This is a genomic window from Pseudomonas sp. MAG002Y, assembly GCF_019400845.1.
GTDB classification, from domain to species: Bacteria; Pseudomonadota; Gammaproteobacteria; order Pseudomonadales; family Pseudomonadaceae; genus Chryseomonas; species Chryseomonas luteola.
Genome location: NZ_WOEJ01000002.1, coordinates 36,518 through 49,750, shown reverse-complemented (window position 1 = coordinate 49,750; position 13,233 = coordinate 36,518). Strand labels below are relative to the sequence as shown.

12 protein-coding genes are annotated in these 13,233 nt (G+C 53.2%); 7 read left to right on the top strand and 5 right to left on the bottom strand.

Annotation, left to right across the window (positions count from 1 at the left end):
- Positions 1 to 40: 40 nt before the first annotated feature.
- Both GM154_RS03230 and GM154_RS03225 read right to left on the bottom strand, forming a co-directional pair.
- Entirely contained in the window at positions 41 to 1,180 is a 1,140-nt protein-coding gene (locus tag GM154_RS03230) for a polysaccharide lyase family 1 protein (RefSeq protein ID WP_219650980.1), read from the bottom strand.
- A gap of 175 nt (positions 1,181 to 1,355) precedes the next feature.
- Entirely contained in the window at positions 1,356 to 2,501 is a 1,146-nt protein-coding gene (locus GM154_RS03225; protein ID WP_219650979.1) for a polysaccharide lyase family 1 protein, read from the bottom strand.
- Between the two features lie 472 nt (positions 2,502 to 2,973).
- Here GM154_RS03225 and GM154_RS03220 point away from each other — a divergent pair, with 472 nt between their 5' ends.
- Together GM154_RS03220 and rtcA are read left to right on the top strand one after the other, a co-directional pair.
- The gene (locus GM154_RS03220; RefSeq protein WP_074821825.1) at positions 2,974 to 4,194 is read left to right on the top strand and encodes an RtcB family protein; all 1,221 of its coding nucleotides are present in this window, start codon (positions 2,974 to 2,976) and stop codon (positions 4,192 to 4,194) included.
- A 58-nt stretch (positions 4,195 to 4,252) separates the two neighbouring features.
- Positions 4,253 to 5,272, top strand: a complete 1,020-nt coding sequence (gene rtcA / locus GM154_RS03215) for an RNA 3'-terminal phosphate cyclase (RefSeq protein WP_219650978.1) — start codon at positions 4,253 to 4,255, stop codon at positions 5,270 to 5,272.
- A 52-nt stretch (positions 5,273 to 5,324) separates the two neighbouring features.
- Here the strand turns inward: rtcA and GM154_RS03210 are convergent, their stop codons facing one another.
- Together GM154_RS03210 and GM154_RS03205 are read right to left on the bottom strand one after the other, a co-directional pair.
- Positions 5,325 to 5,858 (bottom strand): ankyrin repeat domain-containing protein, encoded by a 534-nt coding sequence (locus GM154_RS03210; RefSeq protein WP_010795922.1) that lies wholly within the window; start codon positions 5,856 to 5,858, stop codon positions 5,325 to 5,327.
- A 198-nt stretch (positions 5,859 to 6,056) separates the two neighbouring features.
- Positions 6,057 to 6,944 carry a manganese catalase family protein gene (locus GM154_RS03205; RefSeq protein WP_010795923.1) on the bottom strand — a complete coding sequence of 296 codons (888 nt, stop codon included), beginning with the start codon at positions 6,942 to 6,944 and terminating at the stop codon, positions 6,057 to 6,059.
- Between the two features lie 718 nt (positions 6,945 to 7,662).
- Here GM154_RS03205 and GM154_RS03200 point away from each other — a divergent pair.
- The 4 genes from GM154_RS03200 to GM154_RS03185 all read left to right on the top strand — a co-directional run bounded on the left by GM154_RS03200 (position 7,663) and on the right by GM154_RS03185 (position 10,050).
- Positions 7,663 to 8,334: a CsgG/HfaB family protein gene (locus GM154_RS03200; protein WP_219650977.1), complete on the top strand. Its 672-nt coding sequence runs from the start codon at positions 7,663 to 7,665 to the stop codon at positions 8,332 to 8,334.
- Between the two features lie 23 nt (positions 8,335 to 8,357).
- Positions 8,358 to 8,717, top strand: a complete 360-nt coding sequence (locus GM154_RS03195; RefSeq protein WP_074821817.1) for a DUF4810 domain-containing protein — start codon at positions 8,358 to 8,360, stop codon at positions 8,715 to 8,717.
- A 10-nt stretch (positions 8,718 to 8,727) separates the two neighbouring features.
- A complete protein-coding gene (locus GM154_RS03190) occupies positions 8,728 to 9,405 on the top strand; it encodes a DUF799 domain-containing protein (protein WP_219650976.1) in 678 nt (225 codons plus the stop codon).
- 96 nt (positions 9,406 to 9,501) lie between these two features.
- Positions 9,502 to 10,050, top strand: coding sequence for an RNA 2'-phosphotransferase (locus GM154_RS03185; protein ID WP_219650975.1), 549 nt, complete (start codon positions 9,502 to 9,504; stop codon positions 10,048 to 10,050).
- Positions 10,051 to 10,105: 55 nt separating this feature from the next.
- Here the strand turns inward: GM154_RS03185 and rtcR are convergent, their stop codons facing one another.
- Complete coding sequence (gene rtcR, locus GM154_RS03180; protein WP_219650974.1) at positions 10,106 to 11,713, bottom strand: RNA repair transcriptional activator RtcR; 1,608 nt, start codon at positions 11,711 to 11,713, stop codon at positions 10,106 to 10,108.
- Positions 11,714 to 12,101: 388 nt separating this feature from the next.
- Here rtcR and GM154_RS03175 point away from each other — a divergent pair, with 388 nt between their 5' ends.
- Positions 12,102 to 12,860, top strand: a complete 759-nt coding sequence (locus GM154_RS03175) for an outer membrane beta-barrel protein (RefSeq protein WP_219650973.1) — start codon at positions 12,102 to 12,104, stop codon at positions 12,858 to 12,860.
- The last annotated feature ends 373 nt before the right edge of the window (positions 12,861 to 13,233 follow it).

Here is a 13,233-nt window from a genome sequence, read left to right as displayed (position 1 = left end):
TAGCAAAAGCACCAGAGGGGCCAGAATCGTCAGCAGTCAATCAGAAACTGATTCTGCCTGCGCCAGCAGAAGACTGAACGCTGGAAGCTACCAGCGAAGCGGCCATCTTGGTGTACTTATAAGGGGGCGTCCAACCAATATTGGCGTCCCAGGAACAGCTCATCGTGGCGCCGTTGATCAATGAACCAACGTCCTTGTAGACAGAGCCGCCGTTCTGCGCAGTGACCTTGTCGCAGCTGCTGATACCACTGATGTTAAAGGCATTGGCCTCGGACAGAATCGCTGAAGACTTGCCGACACCATGGGCCGAGTAGAACGGGTAGACGGGATCCTTCGTATTGCCGGCATGCAGGTTGTTGTACAGATGTACCTGCCCGAAACGCACACGTGGGGCACGCTGAGAAACGTTTTCGAAGATCGAGTTATGAATGGTGACTTTGAGCTTTCCGCTGTCCGTCGAGCTGGCGCTATCACTGGAGCCGATCAGGATATTCTTGTCGTGCAGCTTGAAGATGGTATGGGAGATGGTCACGTAGTTCGCGCCCTTCTTCACATCCAGCGCACCGTCGTGATGCTGTACATGTCGCCCGTTCTTGATCTCGTTTGGATCATCCGGACGGCTGCCATCAGTAAAGGTCAGATGATCAATCCAGACATTATTCGCCCCTTCGATGGTGACGCCATCGAACTCCGAGTTCCAGTTACCCAGACTACCATCATCCGGATCCCAGACCGGCACTGGGTCCCATGGGTTCTCGATAGTCAGGTTGCGCATGATCACGTTATTTTCCTTGATCATGAAAAACCCGTTAACGATCTGCGCAGTAGAGCCCAGGCCCACAATGGTCGTGTTAGCCGGTACGTTCAGTTGTGCGCGGCTTTTCATGTCGCTGGTCGTGGTGTAGGCCTTGCCGTCACTGATATCAATCTTGCCGGAGATCTTGATGATACGGCTGCTGGCGGAGGCTTTCAGCGCATTCTTGAGTTCTGTTGCATTGCGTACGGTGTAGACATTGACCGACGCCGCCGCCGCGCCGCCTTTCGTACCGCCATTCTGCGTAGCCCAGCCGGTACTGGCGGCTTCTAGTACGTCGGCGGCAAAGCTGCTCGAGGCCATGACAGACATCAACAGACCCGCGCTCAACGTTAATACCTTGAGTTGCCCACACTTCATCTTCATCTTGTTTTTCCTACGTTGGGTTCACTGCCACTCATTTATAAATCTAACAATCTAAATACCGGCATATTGGTATTAGGCTGAACAAAAACATCTTCGAGAAACACCTGAGCCATAACGCTCAGGCATTTAATGTTCAAAAGGATGTTTAAAGCCAACCGAGACGAACGCTGGCTCGCTAGAAGTTGATCCTGCCTGCACCGGCTCTCACGGGTACGGCAAGCGGTACGAGTGAAGCTGGTAACCTGGTGTATCGATACGGCGGAGCCCAACCGATATTCGGATCCCACGAGCAGGTCATTTTCCGACCATTGATGAGCGAACCGACATCCTTGTAAACCGTGCCACCCCAATTGGCCGTTACCTGTTCACACCCGCTGATACCGGAAATCGCGAAGACATTAGCTTCCGAGAGAATGGCGGAGGACTTACCTACTCCGTGGGCGTAAACAAAGGGATAAACAGCGTCCTTGGCGCTACCAAGATGAAGGTTGTTGTACAGATGCACCTGCCCGAACCGTACCCGTGGAGCGCGCTGGCCTACATCCTGAAAAACCGAATTGTGGATAGTGACTTTCAGCTTGCCGCTATCAGTAGTGCCGCGGCTATCGCTGTTACCGATCAGGATGTTCTTGTCGTGCAGTTTGAATACGGTATTGGATACAGTGACGTAGTTCGCACCCAACACTACATCAAGAGCGCCGTCATGATGCTGGATATGAACACCATTGCCGATCTCATTCGGATCGTCCAGGCGCCCGCCGTCCGTAAAGGTCAGATGATCGAGCCAGACGTTACTGGCACCGCTGATCGTGACGCCATCGAATTCCGAATTCCAGTTACCCAGATCACCGTCATCCGGATCCCAGGTAGGCGAAGGGTCCCAGGCATTTTCGATCGTGAGATTACGCATGATCACGTTGTTCTGCTTGATCATGAAGAACCCATCCACAATACCGGCCTGCTTGCCCAAACCAATAATGGTCGTATTGCCCGGAACATTCAGCAGGCCGCGTTCGGCCATGTCGCTCGTACTGGTAAAGGGTTTTCCGTCACTGATATCGATCGTTCCGACAATCTTGATAATGCGCCCACTGCTTGCAGCGTTTGCACTTAGCGCCTGTTTGAGCTCGGTGGCAGAACGTACAGTATAGATATCGGTTCCCATGGCGGCAGAGCCTCCACGTGTACCACCGTTCTGGGTTGCCCAGCCGGACGTCGCCACTTCGCGCATATGGGCTGCCAGACTGCTCGTGCTGACTGCCAGCAACAACGCGCCTGTCACCCATGTAGATCTAGCCTGCAGAATAGACTTAGTTGTCATACCAGCTTCCTGTTTTTATTAGTATGGAATTGCCGCTTACAACAAAACTACGCAATAAAACCTTAAATGTGACTCTAGACGATAGCTATATGCTGTATGTCGTCATACCACAATAGTCCATCTTAATTTCTTGTAAAGCAACTGCCCGAGATAAGTTTTACCGACAGCTGGTCGGCTGATGAACGAACAGAGGCGTCATCTTAGGGTGCCGGATGACTAAATCATGAGACGTAAGATAGAGAGAAGCCATTGCTATATAAATATATAGAGTGATAGATAAAAATATCGTAAATCAGAAGAGACCAAGCAGCCCTCTCTCAAAAAAATTTCAATAAAATCCCTAAATTTCAATAAGTTAAGTTTAAAGACAAGCGCTTTTAAAACAATGGCACGCCCTCTGCTATATCCAGGGATATGAAGGTTGCAGCGTGTTTGCCTGCATCTCACAGACAACCCATGGAGTAGCGTAGAAATGGACAAGCAGAACTATCAGCTTCTTGAAGTAGCCAACGGCAAGCCTATCAAGATGTGGACCGAAGGCGTCCCGGTCGAAGGCGATGCCAAACAGCAACTGATGAATACAGCCAAGATGCCGTTCATCTTCAAGCATCTGGCAGTAATGCCGGATGTCCACCTGGGTAAAGGCTCCACTATCGGTAGCGTTATCCCAACTGTGGGCGCCATCATCCCTGCGGCGGTGGGCGTCGACATCGGCTGCGGCATGATTGCGGCGCGTACGTCCCTGATGGCTTCAGACCTGCCTGACAACCTGCAACCGCTACGCAGCGCCATCGAAAAGGCCGTCCCCCATGGCAAGACTTTTGGCCGCCGCGACCAGGGTGCCTGGCAGAACGTACCTGATATGGCCGATCATGCCTGGTCCAGCCTGGCCAAGCGTTTCAAGGCCATTACCGATAAATACCCGAAACTGGAAAAGACCAACAACCGCAACCACCTGGGTACCCTAGGTACCGGGAACCATTTTATCGAGGTCTGCCTGGACGAAGCCCAGCGGGTCTGGTTCATGCTGCATAGCGGCTCGCGCGGGGTAGGTAATGCCATCGGGAACCTGTTCATTGAGCTGGCAAAAAAAGACATGCAACAGCACATTGCCAATCTTCCCGATAAAGACTTGGCGTACTTCGAGGAGGGCAGCAAGCACTACAACGATTATGTCGAGGCTGTCGCCTGGGCGCAGGATTTTGCCAAACAGAACCGCGCCCTGATGATGCACGCAGTGATCGATGCGGCCCGAAAGGTCATCACCAAGCCGTTTGAGGCAAACCTGGAAGCGGTCAACTGCCACCATAACTACGTGCAGAAAGAACAGCATTTCGGTCAGGAGGTACTGATTACCCGCAAAGGGGCGGTATCAGCCAAGAAGGGCGAATTGGGCATCATTCCCGGCTCCATGGGTGCCAAGAGCTTTATCGTTCGCGGCCTGGGCAATGAGGAGTCATTCTGTTCCTGCAGCCATGGCGCCGGACGAACCATGAGCCGGACCAAGGCTAAGAACCTGTTTACGGTCGAGGACCAGGTACGCGCTACCGCACATGTGGAATGCCGAAAGGATGCCAACGTCATCGATGAAATCCCGATGGCCTATAAAGACATCGACCGTGTAATGGAAGCCCAGCGCAGCCTGGTGGAAGTGGTGCACACCCTGCGTCAGGTGGTATGCGTCAAAGGCTGATCAGCTTCACTGGACGAATGAAAGCAGATTGAACTGCACGACAAAGAAGGTTTTAACCATGGAAGAACTACAATTGGACGGGTCGATCGGCGGTGGTCAGATCCTGCGTAGCGCCTTGAGCCTGTCCATGATCACGGGCCAGCCGTTCAGTATCATCAATATTCATGCGAAGCGGAGCCGCCCTGGCCTGCTTCGCCAGCACCTGACAGCCGTGCAAGCGGCCGCCGCGATATGCGATGCAACGCTTGAGGGTGCGGAGCTGAGCTCGCTGAGCCTGCGTTTTCAGCCTGGCGCAATCAAGGGTGGTAATTATGAATTTGCCATCAGCACGGCAGGCAGCTGTGTACTTGTCCTGCAGACCGTGTTGCCCGCCCTGCTCAAGGCACCTGCTCCCAGTCGCCTGAGACTGAAAGGCGGAACGCACAACCCTGCTGCACCGCCAGTCGACTTCCTGCAAAAAGCATGGCTGCCGCTACTGAAACGGATGGGCGCCCATATAGAGCTGGACCTCATCCGTCATGGCTTTGCTCCTGCGGGTGGAGGTGAGATGACGGTAGTGATCCAACCCAGCAGGTTGAGTCCGCTGATATTGGAAGACCGTGGTCAATTGGTCAGCCAGCAGGCGCAAGCGCTTCTGGCAGGCCTGCCCGAGTCGATAGGCACGCGCGAGCTGAACCAAGTAACACAACGTTTGGGCTGGTCTCAGGACAACCTGCATACCGTTCAGCTACAGAAGGCGCAGGGGCCCGGAAATGTAGTGCTAATCGAGCAACAGTACGAGGCGGTTACCGAGGTGTTCGCTGCGTTCGGGCAAAGCCGCGTAAGGGCAGAACAAGTCGCCAATCTTGCCATTGATGAACTGCTCGCCTTCGAGCGCAGCGGCGCTGCCGTAGGCGAACATCTGGCGGACCAGCTCTTGCTCCCCCTGTTGTTGGCAGGCAGTGGTCGTTTTACGTGTCTATATGCGTCTGAGCATTTGCGTAGCAATGCCGAGGTCATCCAGCGGTTCTGCCCGGTCCGCATCGTGATCGAGCCATTGAGCGGTGACTGCTATCAGGTACGGTTAGAGTCACGCTAGGCCAGAAACCAAAAAAGGCGCCTGACAGGTGCCTTTTTCATAAACAGGCTGCCTACTTTTGCAGCTCTTGAATTCGTTCCAGCAACGCAACCGTTTCAGGCGCGCCCATACGTTGTGCAGCTGCAAGAGGCGTTACACCGTTAGCATCCTGGGCGTTAATATTGGCGCCTTTTTCGATCAGGTATTCGGCGATTTCGGCCCGATTGAACATCGCAGCCATCATCAGTGCGGTCTTGCCATCCGGGGACACGCCTTCCACATCGGCACCCTGCTCAACCAACAGCTTTACCATTGGCAGATTGCCCTTGAAGGCTGCACCCGCAATAGGACTCTGGCCGTTATCGTTGCAGATATTCGGGTCAGCGCCATGATCGAGCAATGTACGTACCGCATCAAGCTGTCCATGGTAGCTGGCCAGCATTAGCAGTGTGTCACCTTTGCTGGTGCGTAAGTTGGGGGGCAGCCCCTTATCCAGCAGCTTGCCCAATGTGACTGCATCGCCACTGCGCGCTAAATCGAGTACTTGATGGGCGAACTCAATCGCCTGGTCTTCGGAAAGTTGTGCGTCGCGGTTTTCTTCAGTCATCTCGCTTCCTTGATATGCGGTAATAACAGTGCCGTTTATTGCGGCTGCGTTCCGCCATTTTAATTCGTCCTGATGAGTGCCGGGGTGAAGAACGTATCTATCGGCTCACGCAAGGTTTTACATAAGAACCCTGCATGGCAGGGTGTGGTGTCAGACCACAGCCAAGCCATGCACGGGTAATCATCTAGCAGAAAAGCGTCAGACTTCTTTCTTCTGCGTAGCCATACCAGAGCCCAGATCAGCCCCAGTCAGAGGGTTGCTGGCCGGATCGGACGCTGTGCGCTTGACCATCTGCTCGACCACTTTCATGTCTTTGGCAGGCAGATTGACAGTAGCCAGGCCATCACCGCCATCAACAGCAGGTTGCGGGCTTTCTACGTATTCCCACTCGCCACCCTGGTTCCAGGGACCACGCATATCGCCTTCGCCCTGGGACATACTGAAGTACACGTTGGCGAACTCCGGCTTGCCTGGCAGCTTGCCCTGCGGGAAGTTGGGCTGCATGGAGTGTAGAGCTTTCTCAAAGGACTTCTGGTGAGCGATTTCGCGCGTCATCAGGAACTGTAAGGCATCTTTCACGCCTACGTCGTCAGTGAGGTTGATCAGGCGCTCATACACAATCTTCGCACGCGCTTCGGCGGCGATATTGGAGCGCAGGTCAGCAGTCGGCTCAGTGATGGTATCGATATAAGCTGCTGTCCACGGTACACCTGCAGAGTTGGTGAGCGGTGCGCCGCCACCGTACAGAACCGATGTAATGTGAGAATCGTTACCCGCTCCGGTGATGCTACGGTACAACTCGGCTTCTTCTTCGATGCCTTCGGCCAGTTGGCCTTTGTTGCCCTTGTTCAACATACCGACGATAGAGCCAATAATTTCCAGGTGGCTAAGCTCTTCGGTCGCGATATCCATCAGCATATCTTTACGACCTGCATCGTCTTCGGCCAGACCCTGGGTGAAATAGCGCATCGCAGCCGCGAGTTCGCCTTGAGGACCGCCAAACTGCTCAAGCATTAGATTGGCCAGGCCCGGGTTGGGACCAGCTACACGAACGGTATACTGAAGTCGTTTGTTATGAACGAACATACAGCTCTCCTATCCAGATTTAATCACGCTGTCCTTATCCCACTACTTCCTTTTTGATTTTGATAACACCAATGGTGTAGGAGCCTGCTTAACGACGTCATGTACAGGCTCTGTAGAAGTGGAGGCAGTTTGGCTCCAGATAGTTCAGAGCAGGCGACCATTAGCCTGAATGCTTTTATCTATCAAGCTAATTAGAAAGTCTTATTGAGTAAACGCAGCGAAGCGGCTTTAGGCCAGTATTTTCGGAGCCTGCAAGGCGTTTCCGTGTCATGATAAGCAGGCTTTAAATGGCGCTTTTTATCCTTTAATTCTCTCTGCCGCTGGTCGGCTGAAAATCTTTCCCTACCTCGTGACTTACTTGTTCGAAAACAGACCTATCAGTCACTGATTGAGACAAATCTTTCACGGCTTCTCCTATTGCTGCTCCGTCTATGACGTCATCTGCTCCATTCGTCGAAGCACAACCTAATATGTTTTAAGAAGGTTGATAGACTTCACAAATTCCCTTCTCTAGCAGGATGCTAATCAGCCAAGGATTGGTCAGGTTTCTTGATTCTCGATTGCCGCTTATCCCTGGCAATTCCAGCGAATACATCCCTACTTCTCTTTCTTCGTTGCATACGGCAAACGCTAGAGCAGTGTGATCTGCTCGCCTACGGTTATTACTACGCACAGACGGAGTGATGGTAATAGCCTCAACTTCAGTAAAGAGAAGTACATGAAAAAGAAGGTTTTGATTGCAAGCGCCATTAGCTTGTCGGCTCTAATGTCTGGCTGCGCAACCGAAGAATCCCGGACCTTGGAGGTTGCCAAGGTGACCTCCGCTCAAAGTGTCTACCAAGGCATACGCCAGCCTGTTTCCGTAGGTAAATTCGACAACCGCTCAAGCTATATGCGGGGCTTGTTTTCAGATGGTGTCGATCGTCTCGGCGGTCAAGCTAAAACCATTCTGGTGACTCACCTTCAGCAGTCCAACCGGTTCAATGTACTGGACCGTGACAACATGAGTGAAATAGCGCAGGAAAGTGCCCTCTCGAAAAAGGGCCAACAACTGCGTGGTGCTGATTATGTGGTTACCGGTGACGTAACAGAATTTGGCCGCAAGGAAGTAGGCGACCAACAGCTCTTTGGCATTCTTGGTCGCGCCAAATCACAAATTGCCTATGCCAAGGTCAACCTCAATATCGTCAACGTTCGTACGTCTGAAGTGGTTTACTCAACCCAGGGTGCTGGTGAGTACAGCCTGTCCAACCGGGAAGTGGTTGGCTTTGGCGGGACAGCCAGTTACGACTCGACGCTGAACGGCAAGGTACTGGACCTGGCCATTCGCGAAGCAGTCAACCGCCTGGTTGAAGGGATTGATAGCGGTGCCTGGAAGCCCGTGCAATAAGCTTTACGTTCTAAGGAATGGATATGAAAAGCGTTTTACAGCCCTGCGCTGCATTGTTGTCGCTTACCTTGATCGCGCTGTTGAGCGGCTGCGCTGAACAGCCCAAATCGCTTTATTACTGGCCTGGCTATCAGGATCAGGTGTATCAGCACTTCACCAAAGAAACCGGCCCTGAACAGCAAATCATCGCGATGGAGGCCGGTTTGCAACAAGCCCGCTCCAAAGGCCTAACGCCTGCGCCTGGTTATCACGCACAGCTAGGCATGCTCTACGCCGAAGTAGGCAAAATGGATCAGGTCCGCCAGCAATTTGAAACTGAAAAGACCTTGTTTCCAGAGTCCACTGCGTACATGGACTTCCTGATGCGCAACTTCAAGAAGTAGGAGCTATCCCATGCGCAGTTTTTATCTCAAAGCGTTGTTTATCCTGTCTGCTTTCGGCTTGCTGGCAGGTTGCGCTAACCAGCAGCAGCCCTATGACTACACGGCCTTCAGGGAAAGCAAACCAGCTTCCATTGTCATCCTGCCGCCAGTCAACAAGTCTCCCGATGTGAAGGCGACATACAGTGTACTCTCACAGCTGACCTACCCTCTGGCCGAAGCCGGTTATTACGTTTTACCTGTCGCCCTCGTGGATGAAACTTTCAAGGAAAACGGCCTGTTAACCCCTGACGAAATGCAGGCGGCGCCGCCTGCCAAGCTTCGCGAAATCTTTGGCGCAGATGCTGCCATGTATGTGGAGGTCAGCCGCTATGGCAGTACATATGCCATCATCAGCAGTGAGACGGTTGTAACGGCTTCCGCCAAACTCGTCGATTTGCGCAGCGGCAAATTGCTTTGGCAAGGTGCGGCAAGCGCAAGTACAGCTGAGCAGCAGCAAAATAGCGGTGGCGGTCTGATTGGCTTACTGATCACAGCCGCTATAAACCAGATTGCGAACTCGATCAGCGATAAAGGCCATGAAATTGCCGGAATCACTAGCCTTCGTTTGCTGTCGGCTGGCCGTCCCAACGGCATCCTGGTAGGCCCGCACTCGCCCAGCTACGGCCAGGAGCCCATTGCAGGACGCTAGTCAGCGCCTTTTATTGGGCGGATTGCCAGACAATACCGCCCAATGCCTGTATTACCTCGCCTACGCTGAAATACACGCAGCTGAATGGAGGACTCGATGAGCAATCAGAGGCTTATCGAAACGAGCAAATTTCTGAGTTACGTCCTCAGGCATGAGCCTCAGGCAATCGGCATAGCGCTCGATAGCGAAGGTTGGGTTGAGATCACCACGTTGATCGCAGGCGCAGCCAGACATGGCCGAGAACTCAACGAGCACCTGATACGAGAAGTTGTAGTTGGCAACGATAAAAAGCGCTTCAGCTTATCGCCCGACGGAACGCGTATACGGGCGGCTCAAGGTCACTCCACCTCACAGGTCACTCTTCAGCACATCCAAAAAGTACCGCCCGAACGCTTGTACCATGGTACAGCTGTCCGTTTTCTGGAATCAATACGAAGGAAAGGTTTGATTCCAGGCTCACGCCACCACGTTCATCTTTCTGATAATACCGATACTGCCATCAATGTCGGCAAACGTTATGGCCAGCCGGTAGTGCTCGTTATCAGAGCCCTGGATATGCATCAACAGGGCCATCGATTCTTTCAGGCTGACAATGGCGTCTGGCTGGTAGAGCATGTGCCTGCTGATTTTATTTCAGAGCCATGAGCACAGCTGGCTGACAGCATGCCTCACGGCTCATTTTGGGAAATACATGTCCGCTTCACGTCCCCTTTTTTACCTGCCCCCACTCCAAGCCGAACTTCGCCAGATATTTGCGTAACCGATCGGCATCGTTCGGCTGGGCCTTGGCCTGTCGTGAGACGCCGAACAGTCGACGCCCCGCGTCAGACAGGCTATCCGCCTGCTGGCAGATGCGGATGACAGACACGAGCTGCAGACGATCAAAGAGGTCCATTTCCTCGGCCCGCTCGCCCAGAAGCAGATCCAGCCCATCGCTTGACGACTGAAGCCCCCAGGCACGGCGCAGCCGGTCGATCTCCTCCTGCACGTTTGCCTCATCGATTCGTCCGCTGTCCGCCAGAGTCGCCATGCGTGTAATGGAGGCGGATAGCTCGCGGAAGTTGCCGCTCCATGCAGCCTCGCTGGAAATGGCAAAATTCAGGTAACGACGCCGCGCTTCCAGATTGAAGCGCACCAGGCGTCCTTGCTCCCGAGCGTGACGCTCCAGCTCAAAGTCAATGTTGGGCTCAATGTCCTCTCGCCGCCCCGCCAACCCGGGTAAGTCGAACGTCCAGAGATTGATGCGGGCAAACAGATCTTCACGGAACAGCCCTTCCGCTACGCGGCTGCGCAAGTCCCGATGCGTACCCGCCATCAGTAGAAAATCACTGGTCACTTCTCTATCCGAGCCCAGCGGAAAGAAGCGCTTTTCCTCGACCGCCTTGAGCAACATGGCCTGTTCATCAAGGCCCAGCTCACCAATTTCATCCAGAAACAATACACCGCCGTCAGCCGCACGAAGCAGCCCCTCGCGCGCGCTCTGTGCGCCAGTAAAGGCCCCCCTTGCATGACCAAACAAGGTAGACATCGCACCGTCGCCCCTGAGCGTGGCGCAGTTGACCTCGACAAAGCGTCCATCCACCTGATGTCGGCTGCGCTTGAGCTCATAAATGCGGCGCGCCAGAAAAGACTTGCCGGCGCCTGTAGGCCCTATCAATAGCAGAGGCGCTTTAGAGCGTAGGGCGACGCGCTCGATCTGCTCGATGGTCCGGTTAAAAGTCATGTTCCGCGTTGCAATGCCTGACTTGAGAAAAGCCAGACCTTCCAGACGCTCATGCTGAAACCGGGTAGCGATACGGTCATAGCGAGACAGGTCAAGGTCGATCAGCGCATGGGTTCCTGATACCTCATTGCCTTCATCACGACGCCTGGCGGGTGACGTTTGAATGAGTCTTGCAGGCAAGTAGCGGGCCTCGGTCAACAGAAACCAGCAGATCTGCGCGACATGTGTGCCCGTCGTGATATGCACGAGATAGTCCTTATGCTCGGTATCAAAGGCATAGCCCACCGCAAAGTCATGCAGTGCGCCATACACCTCTTCGAAATCCCAGGGATTACGTAGCGACAAGGCATGCAGGCGCACCTCGGTTTCCGGCGATACCTGATGGATGTCTTCTCTCAGCCGCTCGGCAAGGTTCACATCTCGCGCATCAGTGCCATGAATCAGCTCAAGCCTGTGGACAAGCAGATCCTGCTGCTGGCATAGCCCAACCGTTGGACGCCATTTACTCCAGCGATTGGCGCCCTGGCCTACCCGATCCAGCGTCGAGCCGATAAAACCAATGGCAACTGTTCTTTTGCCTGACATCCCTATCTCGTCTATTAAGCGAAGTGACCAATACTAAACAGGTTCCGGCCCTGGCGTCTCAATGGATCAAGCGGCCGGGCTTAGCAGAACCGCCCCCAAGCCCGTCAGGCACCCGTCGTTTGTGCGCAGAACGTGATCATAACCTTCTGGCTCTCTTACTGCTGGGATGCAGAGAAACCTGGAATGCTTCCTGCCGAATGCCACTCTTGTATCACTTGCGTCAAGGCGCTATCGCCCCGGCGCTAGCGGTATAGAAGCACCAATACTCACCCAACCAATCGATAACCACCTATCAGTTAGATAGCTAACTATTATTGTCATTAACTTCAGTCTGAATTAAAGTGAGCTTGCTATGTAACATTATAGCGTTATGTTCAGGAGTATCTTTATGACTATCAAAGCACGCAATCGCTGGATTCATTCTTCTATTTTTTCTGTATTGGCTGCCTTTTCTTTTCACGCTATGGCAGACACCAGCGGCCCTATTTCTACAGCCGGTATCACTGGCAGCTATGATCAGTACAAGCTGAAGTCCAACCTGGGCTCGCAAAATGGACATCTGCCTAAAGCTGGCGTGTTCTATAACTACGGCAACAAGATGACCGGCGGCGAAGGCCTTATCTATCAGGCAGGCGTTGAAGGCAAGTTTGGCGAGAAGCACAGCAACCGCCTCAAGGAAGGTCGTGGCCAGGCTGATCTAGGTTGGAGAATGGCAATCGATAATCAGAATTATGTCGATGCGCTTGTCGGTGCAGGTTACGACTGGTCTCGCTATGAACCTGATACCAGCGGCAATGATCTACGCCTGACCGCAAAAGGGCCTTTCGCCAAGGCAGCCCTGGGTTATAACCATGCCTTCGACAACAACACCACCCTGCGTCTGGAAGGCGGTGTGCGTCGTCAGCTGAATGAGCGCGCCCGTTTGCATGTCCAGCATGAAGGCGGCGAAAGTGTAGATATCCATGACCGCACCAATCCTTATGCGGAGATGGACATGCTGTTCAACCAGAATGGCAAAGGTCTGCCGATTACAGCAGGTCTGTACTACGAGCACCACGAGGATAAGCTGAAGGATCGCCTAGCCCTGGCCGATAACGTCAAGCTCAAGCATGACGAATACGGTGCAAAAGTCGGCGTAGCGTTCTAACGCTTCAGCCCTCTTCTGGATGCTGACCATAACGGTGGCATCCAGAAGAAAACGATACAGATCACCTCGCCACCCTTCTGCTCAACCTTAGCTTTTTTCCGCCCTGGTATACCTCTCATTTCCCCGCCAGCCCCATGCGCTATTTGTCGTGCGAGCACCTTTCAATTAACGCTTTGCTACCTGCTTATAGCGGCTTATGTTTGCACGCATATGAGCTGCCTAATTCGTAGTTAACATATTTCGAGCAGTGCGATTCTTATAATCAGTCCTTCAACTGAGTAGTGCTATGTATGCAGCCATGTATGTAAGCATGCAACACAATCATTTTGATATCAAAATAAATAGCAGAAACTTATTCATTGGCGCTATTAAT